Consider the following 20,712-nt stretch of genomic DNA (forward strand, 5'->3'; position numbering starts at 1 on the left):
GTCGACGGGGAATAGCGCCGGTCACCGACACGGCAATCGTCAACCCTGGCAAGCTGATCGACGTGACCGACGAATCCGGACGACCATGACCCGATCGGTGACAGTGCTGACCAATCCGACGGCCGGTGGTGGGCGCGCAGCGCATACCGGTCGGCGTGCCGTGGCACGACTCCGCGAACGCGAAATTCACGTCACGGCCATCGAAGGCCGCACCCCGGGAGACGCGTTGGCATTGTTGAACAGAGCCGTCGACAGCGGAACGGACGCCGTGGTCGCGGTCGGCGGCGACGGGCTTATCAATCTCGTGATACAGGTACTCGCCGGCACCGACACCCCGATGGGTCTGATACCTGCGGGGACCGGAAACGATCTGGCCCGCGTTCTGGGGATACCTCGGGGCGATGCAGTCCGGGCAGCCGACGTCGTCGCCGACGATCTCACGCGAACGATCGATTTGGGTCGAGTGGGTGACCGGTGGTTTGCAACAGTCTTGTCCAGTGGTTTCGATTCCCTGGTCACCGAGAGAGCCGGTCGGCTTCGATGGTTCGGCGGTCCTCTGCGCTACAACGCGGCCATGATTCTGCAGTTGGCCACGCTCGAAAAGCTCTCGTACGTCATGGAATTGGACGATGCCGAACTTCGAGTCGACGCCACGCTGGTCGCCGTCGGAAACGGCAGCTGTTACGGCGGCGGGATGGAGATATGCCCCGCGGCTCGAGTGGACGACGGACTGCTCGACATCACCGTCGTGCGGGGAGTCAGCCGAACTCGACTTCTCAGGATGTCGCCTACCCTCTACCGGGGAACGCACATCGATCTCCCCGAGGTCGACACCTACACGTCGGAGCGGGTCACCCTCAGGTGCGAGGGAATCGTCGCATACGCGGACGGTGAACGCGTCGGCGATCTTCCGGTCACAGTGCAGACCGTACCGGGTGCTCTACGGGTGTTCGTGGCCCGGAATCGCTCGTCGGGAGGGTGAGGGACGGACGAGTCAGAACTTGAGCGAAGGATGGTCGTCGTTCGAGGAGATCGCTTTGTACAGCCACACCAGTCCCAAGACGATCGCACCGGCCACAACCAGCCAGAACACACCCTTGATGATGGTGCCGAGTAGCGCGAGTGCGATCCAGATCAGGACGATGAATCCGAGTACTTTCCAGAACATGTGGAACTCCAACCGTATCGACGCGCACCGTGTCGTGTCGCGTACGTCGATCTTGACATCGGTGCGCTCCGAGCACATCGGGGTGAACCCTGAATTGTGTCAGCGGTGCCGCGCCCGAATCCGATCGATCTCGGTGAGTGCCTCGGCCCATCCTTGCAATCGGTCGGTGGCCGACTCGAGCTCGCGGCGGTGGACGCCCACAACCGTCGTCGATGTAAATGCAGCCGGCCCGGTCATGCGTGCAGCGGCCGCGACCAGTTGTTCGTACTGATCGACGCCGGCCGCGAGGTCGGCTGCAGCCGAATCTATTCCGTTACGCAGATGTTCACGTGTGGCGAAGCTGGCTGCCCCTGCTCGTTCCAGAGCGGCGATGTCGACGGCAACACCCTCGAGGCCCTGGGCAGCGTCCGAGGCCACACCGATCGTCTCTTCCACCTCGTCGGTCCCGATCGTCTCGGATCTCGCCAGAATCCCCAACAGCTCGAACAGACTCTTCTCGGCTCCCGCCAGCCGCGCCATCGGTTCGTATGCGGCAGATCCGCGCTGAGGCAGCGTGCGCCTGGCCGGTATCCCTACGGGTACGAGCTGGGATCGCAGCCGGCGGAGCCGGGTGACCGCGAACACAGCCGGAACGGCCATGAGCGCGGCACCTCCGCCGCCGACGAACAGCGACCACTCCGGTGCAGACAGCACAGCCAGTCCTGCAGTTCCCGCTGCCGTCGTGCTGGAGGCGGCTCCGAACCGGATTCCTCGTCGTCTGGCTCGACGAATCTTTTTCAGATGCTTGGCCCGAGGGTCTTTTCGACGTCCGGCAGCATCGAACACGGACGTACCGACACTGCGCGCCGACTCCGCCAGAGACCGCACCAACGCGCCCGACTCCGCTACCGCCGCGGTGATGGAGTCCCGATCGAGCGAAACGGCCGGCCGCTTACGCGACCGGCCCGATTCGTGTTCTTTCCTACCCATGCCGAGAGTGGTGTCAGTCGACAGGCGTGTTCATCCGGACGATCACGCCTGGGCCGGAGGCTCGGGCGTTGCGTTCGGGGACTTGGCGATCGACGGCTTGGCAGCAGCAGAATCGCCGGACGGCAGCGAGTCGCCGGCCATGGACGCGCGAATTTGCTCGAGCCGGCTGTGGCCCGCCATCTGCACCGAAGCCTGCTGGACCTCGAGCATGCGACCCGAGACGGTGTTCTGAGCCAACTCGGCCGAACCGAGAGCATCGGCGTAGCGCCGCTCGATCTTGTCGCGAACAGCGTCCAGGCTCGGAGTGTTACCGGGAGCGGACAGCGTGCTGTCCATCGAGCGCAGCGATTCGCTGACCTTCTCCTGCATCTTCGCCTGCTCGAGCTGGCTGAGCAGCTTGGTGCGTTCGGCGACCTTGGACTGCAGTGCCATTGCGTTCTGCTCGACGGCCTTCTTGGCCTGTGTAGCAGCTTGCAATGACTGATCGTGCAGAACCTTGAGGTCCTCGACGCTCTGCTCGGCGGTCACCAGCTGAGCGGCGAACGCCTCGGCAGCATTGGTGTACTGCGTGGCCTTCTCGATATCGCCCGCTGTGGCGGCCTGATCTGCCAGCGTGACTGCCTGCCGAGCGTTCGCGTTGAGCTTCTCGACCTCGTCCAGCTGCCGGCTGAGCTTCATCTCGAGCTGACGCTGATTACCGATGACGGACGCAGCTTGCTGGGACAGAGCCTGATGCTGCCGCTGCGCATCTTCGATCGCCTGCTGAATCTGAACCTTGGGGTCGGCCTTCTCGTCGATCTTGGAATTGAAGAGCGCCATCATGTATTTCCAGGCCTTGACGAAAGGATTAGCCATGGGGTGGTCCTGCCTCCATCTGTTGCGCCGCGGTGGCCGCGTACGGGTCGGCTGCTCTCGCAGTGACCGGAATGAACCTGTCCGTGCTGAAAAAGTCGGGTGTCTGGTCTGGGTCAGGAGTGGAAACGGAGTACTTTTCCGATCTTAGGCGGCAGCGAGAGCTCTGGCAGCAGGTGCGGGAATCACGACGCGGGTATCGCCGTCGATGCGAGTGGCGACGGCCGCCTCGTCGAGTCGAGCGGCCGCGATGGACGCGTCGGACAGTGTCACGCTGACATCGCTCATGACATCCGAGAGCGGGACGGCGAGGGCATCGCAGATCGCGGCGAGCAGTTCGCTCGACGCCTCCTTACGGCCACGTTCCACCTCGGAGAGATACCCCAGGCTCACGCGTGCAGTATTCGAGACTTCACGCAGGGTTCGGCTCTGTGCGACGCGAGTACGCCGCAGACTATCGCCGAGTGCTTCACGCAATAGCAGCGCCATCTCGCTCCTCCTCGTTGGTGTCCGTGCCGACGGCCGAGCCGTCGAGACGACAACGTTCATATCTCGTTCGTCCGGAGCCGTCATGATGTTCAACGTCCCAGTCGGTCCGATTGGTTCCCGACCCTATATGCCCGTTCACTCCAACACGCGCCGAAGCACCTCCGACACGTTTGCCAAGACTGTAACCCGCCGACGCGTTCACGAGGCGGACACTCCTCGGCGCAGCCGAACGGCCTGCACCACGTAATCGATGCCGGTGTAGACGGTCAGCAGAACCGCGAGAGCCATCAGCGCCATCGCGACCGGATCGACCGCACTCGGCAGCGGGCACAGGTACACCCCGATGGCGAATGTCTGCACCAGAGTTTTGACCTTTCCGCCGCGACCGGCGGGGATCACGCCGTGCCGGATGACTGCGAAGCGCACCGCGGTGATGCCGATTTCCCGCACCCCGATGATCACGGTCACCCACCAGGACAGATCGCCCAACATCGACAGGCCGACGAGCGCGGCACCGATCAGAGCCTTGTCTGCGATGGGGTCTGCCATCTTTCCGAAATCGGTGACCAGACCGTACTTGCGTGCCACCTGGCCGTCGATCCGGTCGGTGATGGCGGCAACAGCGAAGACCGCGGTGGCTGTCAGGCGCCAGGTGGTGTCGTGGCCGTCACCGACGAACAACGCCGCGAGGAACACCGGGACCAACGCGATTCGAAGAACCGTCAAGATGTTGGCGATGTTGAGCAACGGCACCTCGTCGGTCCCACCGGGGGCTGCGTTGCCATGTGGCAAATCCGTGCTGCGCGCACCACTCACGGCGCGGGAGACACCGCTGACCGGGGCACGACCGTTTGCCTCACCACTACTCGACGGGACGCCCTGATCAGGCGCAACGGGCTCGGTCATCGTCGAACTCGCGAGCCGACAGTGTCGAATCCGGCGGCAGGTCCACCCTCGCGCAGTGTCCACCCGCCGAGACGGGGACACAGCTCACTGAACGACACACGAAAAGTTTATCGGTTGCGGTACTGACTACTGTTCACCCCATGACTTCTGGGCCGAATCGGGCGAGTCGCGACACCGCAAATCCCGAATCCGACGCACATTCCGAGACCACGGACCGCCACTCCGCACACGTCGGCACCCTTACCGTGCGTCGTGCCAGGACCTCGGACATTCCCGAGATCAAGCGCCTGATCGACATCTACGCCGGCCGGATTCTGCTCGAGAAGAACCTCGTCACGCTCTACGAAGCCGTACAGGAATTCTGGGTCGCCGAACGTGACGGCGAGGTCATCGGGTGCGGGGCACTGCATGTGCTCTGGGCCGATCTCGGCGAGGTACGAACAGTGGCAGTCGATCCCGCTGCCAAAGGACACGGTGCCGGGCATCTCATCGTCGCCAAACTCGTCGAGGTCGCGCGTGATCTGGCGTTGCAGAAAGTGTTCGTGTTGACGTTCGAGGTGGACTTCTTCTCTCGGCACGGATTCGCCGAAATCGACGGAACCCCCGTCACCGCCGAGGTCTACGCGGAGATGTGCCGGTCGTACGACACCGGCGTGGCGGAATTCCTGGACCTGAGCTACGTCAAGCCGAACACTCTGGGCAACACTCGAATGCTGCTGTCCCTCTGACAGAATTCTCGGGACAACCCCCGAATCCGGAAGAGAGCGCAATGCCCCTCATCGCCGTCAGCTACACCTACTCCCCCACCACCACGGACGGCCGCGACACCCATCGCGCAGCCCACCGTGCATGGCTGGCCGAACTGCTCGAGCAGAAGACGCTGGTCTCGAGTGGCCCCTACGCCGACGGCAGCGGGGCACTGTTGCTGGTCGAGGGGCCGGACGCCGCGACCGTCGAAACACTCTTCGCGCAGGATCCGTTTGCGATCGAGAACCTGATCGAGTCGGCAACGTTCGACGAATGGACTCCGGTCATGGGCACTTTCACGTCCTGATCGCCTTGCTCACTGGCCCACGTGAATGGACCACTGCACGGCCCAGACGGCTGCAGTGGTCCATTCACCCGGCTCGGGAGCCCCTCGGAACCGTCAGAACTCGTCCGAAGCCGGCTGCTCGTCCGGGTCGCCACCCTTGATCGACCACAGCAGACCGTCGAGCTCGTCCGGTTTGACGAGCACTTCGCGAGCCTTCGATCCCTCGCTCGGTCCCACCACTCCGCGGTTCTCCATCAGGTCCATCAAGCGCCCGGCCTTGGCGAAGCCGACGCGTAGTTTGCGCTGCAGCATCGACGTCGAACCGAACTGGCTGGTCACGACGAGTTCGACCGCCTGCAACAGCACGTCGAGGTCGTCGCCGATATCGGGGTCGACATCCTTCTTGTCCGAGACCTTCGCTGCGGTGACGGTGTCGTTGTACTCCGGCTCGGCCTGGTTCTTGGCGAAGTCGACGACCGCCGCGATTTCCTCGTCGGTGATGAACGCACCCTGCAGACGTGTCGGCTTGCCCGCACCCATCGGCAGGAACAGTGCGTCGCCCATACCGATCAGCTTCTCGGCACCCGGTTGGTCCAGGATGACTCGGGAGTCCGTCAACGACGATGTCGCGAAGGCAAGACGCGACGGGACGTTCGTCTTGATCAGACCGGTCACGACGTCGACCGAGGGTCGCTGGGTTGCGAGCACCAGGTGGATACCGGCGGCGCGGGCCTTCTGCGTGATCCGCACGATCGCTTCCTCGACGTCGCGCGGGGCGGTCATCATCAGGTCGGCGAGCTCGTCGACGATCGCGAGGATGTACGGGTAGGGCCGGTAGACGCGTTCACTGCCCAGGGGTGCAGTGATCTCGCCCGAACGGACCTTCTTGTTGAAGTCGTCGATGTGGCGGACCTTGTTGATCTGCATGTCCTGGTAGCGCTGCTCCATCTCCTCGACGAGCCAGGCCAGCGCTGCGGCAGCTTTCTTGGGCTGCGTGATGATCGGGGTGATGAGGTGCGGAATGCCCTCGTACGGCGTCAGCTCCACCATCTTCGGGTCGATCAGGATCATCCGAACCTCGTCCGGCGTCGCCCGCGCGAGCAATGACACCAGCATCGAGTTCACGAAGCTCGACTTACCGGAACCGGTGGATCCGGCCACCAGCAAGTGAGGCATCTTCGCGAGGTTGGCACTGACGAAATCGCCTTCGATGTCCTTGCCGAGGCCGATCACCAGCGGATGGTGATCCTTACGCGTCGACGGCGCGGTCAACACGTCGGCCAGTCGCACCATCTCACGGTCCGAGTTCGGTACCTCGATACCGACCGCGGATTTGCCGGGGATCGGTGCGAGCAGACGTACGTTGTCGGTCGCGACCGCGTACGCGATGTTGCGGGCGAGCGCGGTGATCTTCTCGACCTTCACACCCGGTCCGAGTTCGACTTCGTAGCGGGTAACCGTCGGGCCACGCGTGAATCCGGTGACCGCGGCGTCGATCTTGAACTGCTCGAGCACCTCCGAGATGGCCTCGATCATGGCGTCGTTGGCCTGGCTCCGCGTCTTGGGCGGGTCGCCGTCGATGAGCAGCGACAACGACGGCAGCGTGTAATCCCCATCGACGACGCGATCGACGACGATCTTGTCGTCCTCGGCTGCCTGCTTCGGTTCGGCCGCCTTGACGATCGGCTTGGGCTTCGGCCGCGCAGGAGCGGCAGGCGCGTCGGGTACCGGCACTGCGGCAGCTGCAGGCGTGACGACCTCGGTGGCGGCCTCCGGGGCCGGGGTCTTACGGGCGCGCGGCGGCTTCGCGACCGGGATGTACTCCTCGGTCGGATAGTTGTCGTACGGGTCTGCGCCGCCGTGCACCGGATAGCCGTCGGCATCGAAGTTGGAGTCGTAGTCGCCATAGCCCTCGTCTCCGAATTCGGACCCGAAGTCGGCCGGGTCGAAGTCCTCGTATTCGTCGCCCCGACTGTCGGTGCCGAACAGCGCACGCATGCGGTCCGGTACGTCGCGCACGGTGGTACCGGTGAGCAGCAGCACTCCGAACAGGCCGGCAAGCAGAAGCAGGGGCACGGCCAACCAGACGGTGAGGCCATCGGCGATCGGACCGCCCGCCACATACCCGACGAAGCCCGCACCCTCGGACCGGCCTGAGGCGTCGGTCGGCGAGCCGGCGGCCATGTGCCACAGGCCGAGGATCGGGAGGCCGAGAAGAATCGAGCCGAGAACCAGCCGAGGCCGCACCTCGGGACGGGGTTCGGACCGCATCAGAACGACCGCGATGCCGATACCGAGAACGGGCGCAACATAACCGGCCTCACCGATGACGGCGCGGATACCCACCTCGATCCATTCACCGACGGGTCCCCCGGCACTGAACCACACGCTCGCGGCAACAACGACGCTGACGGCGATCAGCCCCAGAGCGATTCCGTCCCGGCGGTGTCCGTGCTCGATGTCGGCGGCCTTACCGACCGTCCTGGTCGTGGCACCGACACCTCGTGCCGCCATCGACCATGTGGACGCGATTCCGCGGCCGATCGCGTCGAGCGCACCGCGTGACTTCTTCTTGGTGGGCGGACGCCGTGACGCTGCTCCTCTCGCAGGTCCCTTACCGCGAGACGACGCGCTCGCCCGAGTGGTCGCCGGGTTGCGCGGCGCGGTGGGCTTCTTCGGCGTCGTGACGGTGCGCGCCGTGCGACCGGTGCCGGACTTACGAGCGGTGCCGGACGCGCGCGAAGATCCGGATCCGCTGGATCCGGCCCTGGCGGTGGAGGTGCTGGTCTTTCCTGCCATGCACCCAGGCTAGTCGCAACAGCCCCGTCGAAACCATCCGCAACACCAGTAACAGCGGACAGGATGTGCGTCAGAAGCTCAGATCGAGCGCTTTCACTGCAGCGACGTCGCCCGCCGAACCCTCGAACTCGACCTCCAGCTGGTCTCGACCGAACGCGTAGAGAAGTAGTTCGGACGGCTCCCCCACCACCGTCACACCGGCGCCGGAGCCCCCCTTGAACGTGGCAGCACGGCCGTCCGGAGTGCGAGCGTGCACCGGAATCGGTGCCGAGCGGTGCCCTGCTCGTCCGATGAATCGAACCTGCGGCCACAGACGCTTCTCCACCGCAACCGGAAGATTTCGTCGCGTCCAGCTCCCGGTGGCACGGCGCAGATCTTCGTGGTGGACGAACATCTCGCCGAGGTTGATCAGCGGATCCAGCAGAGCGAACGGCGACCACATCGGCGGACCGGTGCGAACGTCCTCGACCACGGCCGCGAACGGTCGATTCGCGACGGAACGCTGAACCCGCTCCGTGTATCCGGCGAGCGGGGGCAGGAGGATGCCCGGCGACGCGTCGAGCCGTCGTTCACGGACGACGAGGTGGGCGGCCAGATCGGCCGCAGTCCATTCACCGCACAGCGTCGGCGCGTCGGGACCCACGTCGAGAAGGGTCTGAACAAGTTGGGAACGTTCGTCCTGGGCAAGGCTCACGCGCTCCAGGCTACGGCCAGACGGAACCAGCGGCATCCTGCCGCGGGATCCCATCCTTTGTCTGGGTAACCTCCCAACAGTGCCGGTATCGGAAATTCTCGTCATCCTGCTCGCCGGCCTCGGTGCCGGTGCGATCAATGCCGTCGTCGGATCCGGAACGTTGATCACGTTTCCGACTCTGGTCGCGTTCGGGTATCCCCCGGTGGTCGCCACGATGTCCAACGCCATCGGATTGGTGGCGGGAAGCGTCTCGGGCACGTGGGGGTATCGCCGAGAACTGCGCGGACAGTGGCATCGACTGCGCTGGCAATTGCCCGCGTCTTTCCTCGGAGCGCTCGGTGGAGCATGGCTGCTGCTGCACCTACCGGAAAAAGTATTCGCCTCTGTGGTTCCGGTTTTGCTCATCGGTGCGTTGATTCTCGTTGTCGCACAACCGAAAATCCAAGCCTGGGCCAAACGGCGGTCGGAGGCGGCGGGTAAGGCGGCGAACCAGATCGGTCGCGGCCGAATGGCACTGGTCACCGTCGGCACTCTGCTGGTCGGCATCTACGGCGGCTATTTCACTGCAGCACAGGGAATTCTGCTCATCGGCGTTATGGGAGCCTTGCTCCCCGAGACGATGCAGCGGATGAATGCAGCCAAGAACTTGCTGTCGCTCGTGGTGAACATCGTTGCCGCAGTTGCTTTCACGATCTTTCGATTCGACGACATCAGTTGGCAGGCCGCCGGTCTGATCGCCGTCGGATCGCTGATCGGCGGTGCCGTCGGAGCCCGGTACGGCCGCCGGCTGTCGCCGGCGGCCCTACGCGGTGCCATCGTCGTCCTCGGCCTCATCGGCGTATGGCGACTGCTCGTCTGATCCCTAGGACTGCGTTTGCTCCCTAGGACTGCGTTTGCGGCTTGACCGCGATGATCGTCGGAACGATCATCGGCTTGCGCCGGTACTTGTCCGCTACCCACCGACCGACGACACGGCGCACGGCCTGCGCGATGCGGTGCGTATCGGACACGCCGTCGGACGCCAGACGCTGCAACTCCGACTCGACGAGTTGACCGGCTTCCTTGAGTGCGGCCGGATCGTCGGAGAAACCGCGACCGGACACCTCGGGTGCGGTCACAGCACGGCCGGTGGCCGAATCGACGGCAACGCTGATCGCGATGAAGCCGCCCTCGCCCAGTACGAGACGATCCGACAGCGTCGAATCGCCGACGTCACCGACCGAGAGGCCGTCGACGTACACGTGACCGACCGGAACCTGCCCGACGATCTCGGCGAGCCCGTCGACCATGTCGACCACCACGCCGTCCTCGGCCAGCACCACGCGGTCCTCGGGTACACCCGTCGCCTTGGCCAGTGCCGCATTGGCGCGCAGATGACGCCACTCGCCGTGCACCGGCATGGCATTGGTGGGCCGTACCGCGTTGTAGAGGTACAGCAGCTCACCCGCCGAGGCGTGGCCCGAGACGTGAACCTTCGCGTTCTGCTGCGTCACGACGGTGGCACCACGCTTGGCGAGGCCGTTGACCACAGCGAACACAGAGTTCTCGTTGCCGGGGATGAGCGAGGACGCCAGCACCACGAGATCGTTGGCCTTGACGTTGATCTGACGGTGCTCGCCCCGAGCCATTCGGGACAGCGCCGACAGCGGCTCGCCCTGCGAGCCGGTGGAGATGAGCACCAACCGATCGTCGGGAAGTGTTGCGGCAGTGTCGACATTGACCTCGAGGCCGTCGGGCACCCGCAGATAGCCCAGATCCTGGGCGATCTGCATGTTGCGCACCATCGAGCGTCCGACGAACGCGACGCGACGGTTGTACCGCTCGGCGACGTCGATGACCTGCTGGATGCGGTGCACGTGACTGGCGAACGACGCGACGATGACGCGCTGCTTCGCCTTGCCGATGACGGTGTCGAGCACGCCGCCGATCTCACGCTCGGGGGTGACGAATCCGGGTACCTCGGCATTGGTGGAGTCGACCAGAAACAGGTCGACGCCCTCGTCGCCGAGCCGCGAGAAGCCGGCCAGGTCGGTCAGGCGACCGTCGAGCGGCAGCTGATCGAGCTTGATGTCACCCGTGTGCAGCACCAGACCCGCATCGGTCCTGATGGCAATGGCCAGTGCGTCGGGGATCGAGTGATTCACCGCGAAGTACTCGCAGTCGAACGGGCCGTGCTGCGTGTGCTGACCCTCGATCACCTCGACGAGGTTCGGACGCAACCGATGCTCACGGCACTTGGCCGCGACGAGCGCGAGGGTGAACTTGGATCCGACGACGGGCAGGTCAGGGCGCAGACGAAGCAGGAACGGGATAGCTCCGATGTGGTCCTCGTGACCGTGCGTCAGGACCACTGCCTCGACGTCGGCCATGCGGTTCTCGATGTGCCGGAAGTCGGGCAGGATCAGGTCGACACCCGGCTGCTGGTCCTCGGGAAACAGCACGCCGCAGTCGATGATCAGCATTTTGCCCTGGTGCTCGAACACCGTCATGTTACGACCGATTTCGCCGATGCCACCCAGCGCAACCACACGCAGGCCCTTGAACGGTGCCTTGGGCGGAGTTCCGAGGCGTTGCGTCGGATCGAACTCGCGGCGCGTGTCGGGACGCTGAGTGCGCGCCGAGTTCTGCACCATCGGCTTGCCCTGCCGGGCACCTGACGGCCGGCCCTGTGTGGGGGCCGGCCGCTCGGACGGCGGTCCGGCGTTTCGGGTTGCGCGTCCGCGCGATCGGTTAGGTCGTGTCATACAAGAACTCCTGCCGCCCGCAGCTCTGCTGCGAGCAATTCGATGTGATCGATGCTCGGTGGCACCTGGGGAAGTCGTGGTTCGCCGACATCGATTCCGATGAGGCGGAGGCCGGCCTTCGAGGCGCTGACGCCGCCGAGGCGTGCGACCGAGCGAATGACCGGAATGAGGCTGACGTTGATCGCCTGCGCCCGCGCGATGTCACCCATCATGAAGGCGGTGTGCAGTTCGCGGAGGCGAGCGGGAACGAGGTGGCCGATGACACTGACGAAGCCCGTCGCCCCGACCGAGAGCCAGGGAAGGTTCAGTGGATCGTCGCCGGAATAGAACTGCAGGCCTGTCGAGGCGATCAGTTCCGCGCCTGCGTTCAGATCTCCCTTGGCGTCCTTGACCGCGAGAATCCGGGGGTGCTCGGCGAGTCGGCGCAATGTCTCGGTCTCGATGGGCACGACGGAGCGGGGAGGGATGTCGTAGAGCATCACGGGCAGGTCGGTTGCGTTCGCGACCGCGGTGAAGTGGGCGTACAACCCGGCCTGAGGAGGCCGCGAGTAATACGGGGTGACGACGAGGAGACCGTGCGCACCCGCACGAGCGGCATCGCGGGCCAATTCCACACTGTGCGCTGTGTCGTTGCTCCCGGCTCCAGCGATGATGCGAGCTCGATGACCCACCGCGGCGATCACGGCGCGCAACAGCTCGAGCTTCTCGTTCTCGGTGGTGGTGGGCGATTCGCCCGTCGTGCCGGCCAGAACCAGTCCATCGTTGCCCTGCTCGACTAGGTGATGTGCCAGCCGAACGCCTGCGTCGATATCCAACTTACCGTCCGCCGTGAACGGGGTCACCATGGCGGTGAGCACCGTACCGAACACAGGCGCAACGGAAGGAGCGGCGTCACCGTAGGTCATGGCAGCAGATTACCCGGTGCTTTGCCCACTCTCGCGCAGCGGGACTCCCCGCTGACACCCAGGCGGGTGTACCCGGTTCCGACCCGATCCGAACCTTGCCGCTACACCTCGGTCACGAACGGGCTGCGGGCCACTTCCGTACCGTCCGGCAACGTCGAGATCTCGAAGTCACCGAACACGTCCGGAGCCACTGACACGAGCTTACGCAGACATTCGACGGCGACGCGGCGAATTTCGACGTCCGCATGCTCCGAGGCACGCATCGACACGAAATGACGCCATGCGCGGTAGTTTCCGCTCACCACCACGCGTGTCTCGGTCGCGTTCGGCAGTACCGATCTCGCTGCCTGCCGCGCCTGCTTGCCGCGCAACGCGGCATTGGTGACCGACTCCAACTTGCCCTCCAGGGCACCGAGCAGCTCGGTGTACGCCGCGCGACTGGCCTCCGTCGCGGTCGCGAACAGTGCTTCGAGCTCGGGGTCCCCCTCGATCGCGGGCGGCAGAACGACATTGGCGTCGTGCTCGGGAACGAAACGCTGCGAGAGCTGCGAGTAGGAGAAGTGCCGGTGGCGAATGAGCTCGTGTGTGCACGACCGGGAGATACCGGTGATGTAGAAGCTCACGCTCGCGTGCTCGAGCACCGAGAGGTGCCCCACGTCGAGCAGATGGCGCAGGTACGACGCATTGGTGGCGGTCCGGGGATTGGGTTTGGACCAACTTTGGTAGCACGCACGTCCGGCGAACTCGACCAGAGCCTGTCCGCCGTCCGCGTCGGTGTCCCACGGGATGTCGGCCGGGGGGACGAATTCGGTCCGAGCAACGAGTTGCACTTTCAACACGACCGTTCGGGGCACCGCTCTACGTTCGATTTCTGATGACACCACACAACACTAAGTGCGGACCACCGCATTCGGCGACGCGTGACGTCATCACGGATCGAACGACGCCACTGTAGCGCCTTGACTGACGTCACCAATGACGTCACACTGGCGTCATGGAATTGGACAAGTACACCGAGTCGCTACGCACCGATCTTCTTGCGGCTGCCGCCCTGGGAGACGAACACACCCGGCAGACGGCGGAGGCACTCGGAAAGGCCGCGGAGGCCTCGGCCAGATTGATGTTGCTCACCGCGCTGTCGGATTTCGCGGCCGAGGTGTCGAACGAACTGGACGGTCACACCGTCACCGTCCGCCTCGACGGCCCCCGGGCGCACGCCGATGTACGACGCGACATCCCGATTGTGGACATGGGCGTAACCGACGCACCCGAAGCCGAGGACTACCCGACGATGGACGACGTCTCCGGCGAAGTACGACGAGTGACGCTTCGGCTGGTCGAACAGATCAAGGAACGCGCTGAGGATGCCGCCAACAACAGCGGTGTATCTCTCAATTCGTGGTTGTCGCAAGCGGTTCAGGGCGCTCTGCGTGATCAGATGCGCAAGGATCGCGGCTGGAACAACTGAGGGGCGCTACTTCTTCTCGCGCCACTCCCGCTCGAACGGGAGCCGCCAGGCGTGCGGCGCGATGAGTTGATGAATTGCGTTGGGGCCCCACGATCCCGGCGAGTACAGGCGCACCGGAGGTGGATCCGCCAGCAACGGCTCCGATACCTGCCACAGTCGTTCGATGCCCTCGGCAGTGGTGAAGAGTGTGTGGTCTCCGTACATGGCGTCGAGGATCAACCGCTCGTAGGCCTCGAGTACATCGCCGGCGCGTTCGGTTTCGTGAATGGCGAACTGCATGCTGAGTTTGTCCAGGCGCATCCCGGGACCGGGCCGCTTGCCGTAGAACGACAGCGAAACCTTGGATGCGTCCGCCAGGTCGAAGGTCAGATGATCCGGGCCTTGAGCGCCGACCCCGGACCCGGCAGGGAACATGCTCTTCGGTGGCTCGCGGAACGCTATCGAGATGATGCGTTGGCCTTCGGCGAGACGTTTCCCGCTACGGAGGTAGAACGGCACACCGGCCCAGCGCCAGTTGTCGATTTCGCATTTGAGTGCCACGAACGTGTCCGTGTCGGAATCGGGCGCTACGCCTTCCTCCGATCGATATCCCGTATACTGCCCTCTCACAACGTTTTTCGGGTCCAGCGGCACCATCGATCGGAAGACCTTGTTCTTCTCTTCACTGATCGCGCGGGGCTCGAGTGCCGTCGGCGGTTCCATCGCCATGAAGGCCAGGACCTGGAAGAGATGGGTGACCACCATGTCCTTGTACGCGCCGGTGGACTCGTAGAACCCTGCTCGACCGTCGAGGGCGAGCTTCTCCGGTATGTCGATCTGCACGTGATCGATGAAGTTGCGGTTCCAGATCGGCTCGAACAACCCGTTGGCGAAACGAAACGCCAGGATGTTCTGCGCCGGTTCCTTCCCGAGAAAGTGGTCGATCCGAAAGATCTGGTCCTCGTCGAACGTTTCGTGCACCCGTGCATTCAAGGCGATCGCGCTCTCGAGGTCGGTGCCGAACGGCTTCTCCATGATGATCCGGGAACGCTTCACCAGATCTGCCGATGCGAGCGTATCGACCACTGCGAGTGCAGCTCTCGGTGGAACGGACAGGTAGTGCAGCCGTTTGGCGCTTCCTCCCAGTTCGATCTCGGCCTCGGCCACAGCCTCTCCCAGCGCCGCCGGTCCTGCCTTCTGCGACACGTAGGTCAGTCGCGAGGCAAAACGACTCCATTGCTCGTCGCCCACTTTGCGACTCGAGTGGGTGTTGATCGATTCGCGAGCGAGAGCGCGGAATTCGTCGGTCGACATCTCTTCGAGCGATGTGCCGACGACGCGGATGTTCGGTGCGAGCTCCGACAATGCCAGGTGCATCATTCCGGACAGGAGTTTTCGCTTGGCCAGGTCTCCTGTCGCCCCGAACAGCACGACGACCTGGGGTGGAAGTTCGGTGGCGGTATCTGTCCGGCGCGAAGTCACAGTGGAAATAGTGGCACCGATCCTGCCGACGTGCACTTCGGCAGAACGCGCACGTCGGCAGAATTCAGCGCAACGCTGCCACGAGGTCGCCGCGCTCCCCCACCACCACTCGTTCGAGTTCGAGCCAGTCTGCCATCTCGCGGAGAACGTCCCGCAGTCGTGGAGCAATGTCGCGGGCGTCGCGGTCCCCCTCGACGTAGGCCGCAATGACGTGCAGTTCGGATTGCGCTCGCACCGCTTTCAGGTCGACGCGTGCCACCAAGTGGCCGTCGAGCAAGAAGGGAAAAACGTAGTAGCCGTGAATCCGCTTGTGCTGCGGGGTGTAGATCTCGATGCGGTAGTGAAACCCGAAGATCCGCTCCACCCGAGGCCTGAAGAAGATCATCGGATCGAACGGGCACAACAGGGCGGCCGCGGTTGCGGTTCGCGGTGTTCTGGCGTCTCGATGCATGTAGGCCTGCGCATTCCACCCTCGGACCGACACCTGCTCGAGAACGCCGTCCTCGACCAGGTCGGCGATCGCGGCCTTGGACTGCTTCTGGGAGAGCCGATAGTAATCTCGCAGATCCGGCTCGGTACCGATTCCCAGTGCGCAAGAAGACTTTTCGATCAGCGCCCGCACCGCGTCCGATTCTTCGACGCGCCTGTGCAGCACGGCTTCGGGAAGCACCCGTTCGCTGAGTTCGTACTGCCGAACGAATCCGGAACGTGCCGGCACGCTCACCACGCCGGCAGCGAAGAGTTGCTCGCAGACGACCTTGACGTCGCTTCGATCCCACCAGGGACCTTTTCGCCCGGGCCTCTCGACGTCGAGATGCTTCTCTATTTCACCCGCGCTGGCCGCGCCGTGCTCTCCGATCACGGCGAGAACATCGTCCACCAACGTCGGTTCACGGTCGAGAATGCGGGCGGCTCCGCCCCATCGACCGTGTCGATACAACTCCATGCGCCACCGCATCAGCGGCCAGTCCTCCACCGGCAGCAACGCCGCCTCGTGCGCCCAGTACTCGACCAACCGCCTGGGGCGTCGGGTGGTGTCGGTCCACGCGGCGTCGTCGACGATCTTTCTGTCGTAGGCGCCGACGCGGCTGAACACCGGCGCGTAGTGCGAGCGCACCACCACCGACACCGAGTCGATCTGCAACAACCCGGTGGTGTCGATCGCGGCGTGTACTGCCGCTCGGCCGGCCGGTGCGCTCCTGCTACGACGCGAAGCCAGACCTTGGGCGGCCAAAGCAGTGCGTCGCGCCATCGCGGCGCTCATGTCTCGCATCGGGCCACCCTGTCACGACCCACCGACACGGTGGGTCAGGTGCTGAAGAGGTTCTTCGCTTTGAGGATCAGCTCGTACAGTCCGTAGGCGAACGGCACGGACACCCACAACCATGCGATCACCATCGTTCCCTGCATTCGCGCGGTGGTCATGCCTTGGCTCCTGTCGAGGTCGTCGAATCGGCGGGTGCAGCCGGATCGGATTCGTGGAATTTCGACGCCACCGGTTTGATGGCTTCGTTCGCCAGGAACCCGACGACCAACAATCCGATCATCACGTAGAAGGCCGGGAGGTACCGGCCGGTGGTTCCCGACTCTCCGGCGTCGGCGATGGCGTTGACGATCAATGGCCCGAGAACACCTGCCACCGACCATGCGGTGAGCAGTCGTCCGTGGATTGCGCCCACCTGGTACGTGCCGAAAAGGTCCTTGAGGTAGGCCGGAACGGTCGCGAATCCCGCGCCGTAGAACGACAGGATCAACAGTGCCGACACCATGAAGAGGATCTTGTTCGTATTGGTGAACAGTGCGATGTACAGGTAGAGCAACGCGCCGACGCCCAAGTACATCCGGTAGATGTTCTTGCGGCCCACCGCATCGGAGACCGACGACCAGACGAACCGTCCGATCATGTTCGTCAACGAGAGGAAGGCAACGAAACCGGCTGCCGCAGCAGCCAGAGACTCCGGCGAGGTGGCGTCGGGAAAGAAGTCCTGATAGATACCCGAGCCTCGCTCGAGGATTCCGATACCGGCAGTGACGTTGAAACACAGCACAACCCACAACAACCAGAACTGCGGAGTCTTGACAGCGTTCGCGGCCGACACGTTGTGCGTGGAAATCATCGCCGACGACGCCGGCGGGGTCCATCCGGCCGGCGTCCATCCTTCGGCCGGCACTCTGATCAACGCGACGCCCAGCGCCATGAACACCGCGTACCCGACGCCGAGCGTCAGGAACGTCTTGGCTATCGAACCGTCGGTGAAGCCGCCGAAGTTCACCATCAGTTGGCTGGTGAGGGGTGACGCGATGAGTGCACCGCCGCCGAAGCCCATGATGGCGATACCGGTGGCCATTCCCGGCCTGTCCGGGAACCACTTCATCAGCGTCGACACGGGCGAGATGTATCCGATTCCGAGGCCGATACCGCCGACGAACCCGTACCCGAATATCACCAGCCAGAACTGGCCGAGTGCCATGCCGAGTGCGGAGATGAGCAGTCCGGATACGAAAAAGACCAGAGAGACGGCCATCGCCCAGCGGGGACCGTTCTTCTCCACTCTGGTCCCGAAGATGGCGGCCGACAGGCCGAGCATCACGATGGCGAGCTGGAACGGAATAGCAGTGACGGTTCCGCTGAGTCCCAGGGCGTCGGGCTGCGAGATGGCGTTCTTGAACACGCTCCATGCGTACGCAGACCCGATCGCGAGGTGGATCGACAGTGCTGCCGGCGGTATCAACCAGCGACTCCACTCGGGCGTAGCAACGATTCTGGAGCGGTCGAGAATGGGGAGGGTCATCGAAATCCCTTGGTATCGAGAGCGGTACAAATATCAACTATCCCCTGCAGTCAAACACGGGCACAGCCCTGCCTGCTCACAATCGGACATAGTTTCTTCACCGAACTCACTACATCGCGCCGGGCATCCTCGGGGCCGCGTAATCTAGGGACAGTGGATATCGAACGGTGGCGTAGCAGATTGCCGGTGAAGCGAGCCTCGGACGGCGAGGTGATCGGGTGGACTGTCGCACACAGCTCGAGTGGATCGACTCCGCGCGACGAACACGACGAGGGGTACCTGGTCGATGCCGTCAATCCGGTGGGAATCACTGTTGCGCAGGGTGTGTCGTTGGAGGACGCGATTGCCGCCCTGGAAGAACGCGGACTGGCGTCACTGTCGTTGCCGCACTGGACAAGAGCTCCGCTGCCTCTGCAGCTCGAGACCGATCTCCTCACGCCGCAGGATGATTGGCAGTGGCGTCGGGTATTGATGACGCAACTCGACGACAACCGAGTGTGGATCAGACCCGCGTACCCGAGTTGGCCGGAACGACTTCTGGAGATTCCGCTGTCGATCCCGGCCGACGACATTCTGCGACCCCAGTCCCCCGCCGATTCCGACTGAGTCAGTAGCTCTTCAGAACAGACCTCAGCGCATCTGCCAGCTGCGTCGATCCGGGTAACCCTCAGTCGGACAGTCCGGCCGAGACCGTGCCGCCCAGTTCGTAGCAGCGCTCGCGAGCCGCCTTACCCCCGTCGGCGAGGTGGAGGGTGCCGAACACCTTCTCCAATCCCCAGCCCGACGCGATGGTCTCGACGCCGCGTGCAGCACCCACGGTGTCGTTGTTGCCGTGAATCCATGCGCCATAGGGCTTTCCGGCGACGGCGTCCAGGCACGGGTAGTAGACGGTGTCGAAGAAGTGCTTGAGCGCCCCGCTCATGTATCCGAAATTGGCGGGTGTGCCGAAGAGGAAACCGTCGGCATCGAGCACATCCGGAACTGTTGCCCCCAGGGCCGGAACGCTGCGTACGTCCACCCCTGTGATCTCGGGATCACGCGCACCGGCGAGAACGGCCTCCAACAACTCGCGAGTGAGCGGGCTCGGAGTGTGATGAACGACCAGCAGAGTGCGCGGCATCGCCCGTCAGCTCTCTGCGCGTTCCAGTGCCACCGCGCGTTTCATGGTCTCGCGAGCTCGCCCACGATCGCCCGCATAGTCGTAGGCCCGCGCAAGCCGGTACGAGCTGCGCCAGTTGTCGGGATCCTTTTCCCACTCGGCCTTGATCTGCTGGAACAGCTCGTCGGCGGCATCGCGTTCGATTCGTCCCGACGGCATCCGAGGAAGGTCGTCGACGTCGAGTTCGAGGCCTTCCTGCCGCATGCGTGATGCCAGCCGCTGATGGTCGAAGCCCGCTTTGAGCGTCGCCCACACGATCCACAACCCGACGATCGGCAGGAGGATGACCCCGATCCCCAGAGCGATACTGGCTACCCCGCCGTTCTGGATCAGCGTCACTCCGCGCTGGCCGAGCAGGAAGAAGTAGAAGCCGAGGATCAGCACCATCACCGCGATGATGGCGACGACTTTGGTCGCTTTGTTCACAGTCGATCAGCTCACAGATCCAGTAGCGGGTCGAGGCCGACAGTCAGCCCCGGTCGGGTTGCGATCTCTCGGACTCCGAGGAGCACGCCCGGAGCGAACGACGTTCGGTCCAACGAGTCGTGTCGGATACTCAGCGTCTCGCCCTGTGTCCCCAGCAGAACCTCTTGATGCGCAACGAGTCCCGCGAGCCTGATCGAATGCACACGCACTCCGTCGACATCCGCACCGCGTGCGCCGTCCAGTTCGGTCGTCGTCGCATCGGGGCTGGGCGCAGTGCCTGCGGCGGCGCGTGCTTCGGCGATCAGCGCAGCAGTGCGATACGCCGTGCCCGACGGCGCGTCGGCCTTGTTGGGGTGATGCAGTTCGATCACCTCGACCGAGTCGAAGAACCGAGCGGCCTGCTGAGCGAAGCGCATCGACAACACTGCACCGATGGCGAAGTTGGGGGCGATCAGCACTCCCGTTTCCGGTGATCCGGCCAGCCATTCACGGACTTGTTCGAGCCGCGGCTCGTCGAAACCGGTGGTGCCGACTACGGCATGGATGCCGTGCTCGATCAGGAACTGCAGGTTGTCCATCACCACATCGGGGTGGGTGAAATCCACGACCACCTGGGCACCGCTGTCTACCAGGTTCGCCAGCGGATCGCCTTGGTCGACGGTTGCCACGAGCTCGAGGTCGTCGGCTGCCTCGACGGCTGCGCAAATAGCCTGCCCGACCTTGCCTCGCGATCCCAGTACCCCTACTCGAACAGGTGCCGTTGCACTCACGTCGTACCCACACTCGTTTCTTCGTCGTCTCGAGGCCCTACCGACCTCAGAGCCTACTTTCCCCGTGGTCCGCACCG

Annotated in this window: 22 protein-coding genes; 6 read left to right on the forward strand and 16 right to left on the reverse strand. The window is 64.2% G+C overall.

Annotated features, from left to right (window positions below; genetic code table 11):
• The first annotated feature begins 85 nt into the window (after window positions 1-85).
• Window positions 86-982: a diacylglycerol kinase gene (locus CH305_RS23385; RefSeq protein WP_094610501.1), complete on the forward strand. Its 897-nt coding sequence runs from the start codon at window positions 86-88 to the stop codon at window positions 980-982.
• A gap of 12 nt (window positions 983-994) precedes the next feature.
• On the opposite strand, the gene CH305_RS29190 is transcribed toward CH305_RS23385, so the two are convergent.
• The 5 genes from CH305_RS29190 to pgsA all read right to left on the reverse strand — a co-directional run bounded on the left by CH305_RS29190 (window position 995) and on the right by pgsA (window position 4,384).
• Window positions 995-1,168 (reverse strand): hypothetical protein, encoded by a 174-nt coding sequence (locus CH305_RS29190; RefSeq protein ID WP_032403626.1) that lies wholly within the window; start codon window positions 1,166-1,168, stop codon window positions 995-997.
• A gap of 99 nt (window positions 1,169-1,267) precedes the next feature.
• Entirely contained in the window at window positions 1,268-2,137 is an 870-nt protein-coding gene (locus tag CH305_RS23395; protein WP_256983970.1) for a hypothetical protein, read from the reverse strand.
• 42 nt (window positions 2,138-2,179) lie between these two features.
• Complete coding sequence (locus tag CH305_RS23400; protein WP_032377147.1) at window positions 2,180-2,992, reverse strand: PspA/IM30 family protein; 813 nt, start codon at window positions 2,990-2,992, stop codon at window positions 2,180-2,182.
• Window positions 2,993-3,136: 144 nt separating this feature from the next.
• Window positions 3,137-3,478, reverse strand: a complete 342-nt coding sequence (locus CH305_RS23405; protein WP_094610502.1) for a helix-turn-helix domain-containing protein — start codon at window positions 3,476-3,478, stop codon at window positions 3,137-3,139.
• 198 nt (window positions 3,479-3,676) lie between these two features.
• Window positions 3,677-4,384, reverse strand: a complete 708-nt coding sequence (gene pgsA / locus CH305_RS23410) for a CDP-diacylglycerol--glycerol-3-phosphate 3-phosphatidyltransferase (protein WP_080734410.1) — start codon at window positions 4,382-4,384, stop codon at window positions 3,677-3,679.
• 140 nt (window positions 4,385-4,524) lie between these two features.
• On the opposite strand from pgsA, the gene CH305_RS23415 reads away from it, so the two are divergent.
• Both CH305_RS23415 and CH305_RS23420 read left to right on the forward strand, forming a co-directional pair.
• Window positions 4,525-5,112: an amino-acid N-acetyltransferase gene (locus tag CH305_RS23415; protein WP_230592483.1), complete on the forward strand. Its 588-nt coding sequence runs from the start codon at window positions 4,525-4,527 to the stop codon at window positions 5,110-5,112.
• A 41-nt stretch (window positions 5,113-5,153) separates the two neighbouring features.
• Entirely contained in the window at window positions 5,154-5,438 is a 285-nt protein-coding gene (locus CH305_RS23420) for a YciI family protein (protein ID WP_032377145.1), read from the forward strand.
• A gap of 93 nt (window positions 5,439-5,531) precedes the next feature.
• Here the strand turns inward: CH305_RS23420 and CH305_RS23425 are convergent, their stop codons facing one another.
• Both CH305_RS23425 and CH305_RS23435 read right to left on the reverse strand, forming a co-directional pair.
• Entirely contained in the window at window positions 5,532-8,216 is a 2,685-nt protein-coding gene (locus CH305_RS23425; protein WP_179278380.1) for a DNA translocase FtsK, read from the reverse strand.
• 70 nt (window positions 8,217-8,286) lie between these two features.
• On the reverse strand, window positions 8,287-8,910 hold the full coding sequence (locus tag CH305_RS23435; RefSeq protein ID WP_165430212.1) for a TIGR03085 family metal-binding protein: 624 nt from the start codon (window positions 8,908-8,910) through the stop codon (window positions 8,287-8,289).
• Window positions 8,911-8,989: 79 nt separating this feature from the next.
• On the opposite strand from CH305_RS23435, the gene CH305_RS23440 reads away from it, so the two are divergent.
• Window positions 8,990-9,769, forward strand: coding sequence for a sulfite exporter TauE/SafE family protein (locus CH305_RS23440; protein WP_094704983.1), 780 nt, complete (start codon window positions 8,990-8,992; stop codon window positions 9,767-9,769).
• A gap of 22 nt (window positions 9,770-9,791) precedes the next feature.
• Here CH305_RS23440 and CH305_RS23445 read toward each other — a convergent pair whose 3' ends face one another.
• From CH305_RS23445 to thyX, 3 genes are all read right to left on the reverse strand, one after another.
• Window positions 9,792-11,543: a ribonuclease J gene (locus tag CH305_RS23445; RefSeq protein WP_094704984.1), complete on the reverse strand. Its 1,752-nt coding sequence runs from the start codon at window positions 11,541-11,543 to the stop codon at window positions 9,792-9,794.
• Between the two features lie 107 nt (window positions 11,544-11,650).
• On the reverse strand, window positions 11,651-12,559 hold the full coding sequence (gene dapA, locus CH305_RS23450) for a 4-hydroxy-tetrahydrodipicolinate synthase (RefSeq protein WP_032377140.1): 909 nt from the start codon (window positions 12,557-12,559) through the stop codon (window positions 11,651-11,653).
• 101 nt (window positions 12,560-12,660) lie between these two features.
• Complete coding sequence (thyX, locus tag CH305_RS23455) at window positions 12,661-13,413, reverse strand: FAD-dependent thymidylate synthase (RefSeq protein WP_094704985.1); 753 nt, start codon at window positions 13,411-13,413, stop codon at window positions 12,661-12,663.
• A gap of 140 nt (window positions 13,414-13,553) precedes the next feature.
• Here thyX and CH305_RS23460 point away from each other — a divergent pair, with 140 nt between their 5' ends.
• Window positions 13,554-14,027 (forward strand): hypothetical protein, encoded by a 474-nt coding sequence (locus CH305_RS23460; RefSeq protein ID WP_094704986.1) that lies wholly within the window; start codon window positions 13,554-13,556, stop codon window positions 14,025-14,027.
• A gap of 6 nt (window positions 14,028-14,033) precedes the next feature.
• On the opposite strand, the gene zwf is transcribed toward CH305_RS23460, so the two are convergent.
• The 3 genes from zwf to CH305_RS23475 form a co-directional block, all read right to left on the reverse strand.
• Window positions 14,034-15,488: a glucose-6-phosphate dehydrogenase gene (zwf, locus tag CH305_RS23465; RefSeq protein ID WP_032403260.1), complete on the reverse strand. Its 1,455-nt coding sequence runs from the start codon at window positions 15,486-15,488 to the stop codon at window positions 14,034-14,036.
• Between the two features lie 64 nt (window positions 15,489-15,552).
• Entirely contained in the window at window positions 15,553-16,761 is a 1,209-nt protein-coding gene (locus CH305_RS23470) for a winged helix-turn-helix domain-containing protein (protein ID WP_094704987.1), read from the reverse strand.
• 148 nt (window positions 16,762-16,909) lie between these two features.
• Window positions 16,910-18,280, reverse strand: a complete 1,371-nt coding sequence (locus tag CH305_RS23475; RefSeq protein ID WP_037151515.1) for an OFA family MFS transporter — start codon at window positions 18,278-18,280, stop codon at window positions 16,910-16,912.
• A gap of 153 nt (window positions 18,281-18,433) precedes the next feature.
• Here CH305_RS23475 and CH305_RS23480 point away from each other — a divergent pair, with 153 nt between their 5' ends.
• Complete coding sequence (locus tag CH305_RS23480) at window positions 18,434-18,886, forward strand: hypothetical protein (protein ID WP_052077634.1); 453 nt, start codon at window positions 18,434-18,436, stop codon at window positions 18,884-18,886.
• A gap of 61 nt (window positions 18,887-18,947) precedes the next feature.
• Here the strand turns inward: CH305_RS23480 and CH305_RS23485 are convergent, their stop codons facing one another.
• The 3 genes from CH305_RS23485 to dapB are packed head-to-tail and all read right to left on the reverse strand — an operon-like array spanning window position 18,948 to window position 20,635.
• A complete protein-coding gene (locus CH305_RS23485) occupies window positions 18,948-19,400 on the reverse strand; it encodes a flavodoxin family protein (protein WP_032403256.1) in 453 nt (150 codons plus the stop codon).
• 6 nt (window positions 19,401-19,406) lie between these two features.
• Window positions 19,407-19,826: a hypothetical protein gene (locus tag CH305_RS23490; RefSeq protein WP_179278397.1), complete on the reverse strand. Its 420-nt coding sequence runs from the start codon at window positions 19,824-19,826 to the stop codon at window positions 19,407-19,409.
• A gap of 50 nt (window positions 19,827-19,876) precedes the next feature.
• Window positions 19,877-20,635, reverse strand: coding sequence for a 4-hydroxy-tetrahydrodipicolinate reductase (dapB, locus tag CH305_RS23495; protein ID WP_094704989.1), 759 nt, complete (start codon window positions 20,633-20,635; stop codon window positions 19,877-19,879).
• Window positions 20,636-20,712 lie beyond the last annotated feature (77 nt).

This window comes from Rhodococcus sp. 15-649-2-2 (assembly GCF_002258645.1).
In the GTDB taxonomy this organism is placed as follows: Bacteria; Actinomycetota; Actinomycetes; order Mycobacteriales; family Mycobacteriaceae; genus Rhodococcoides.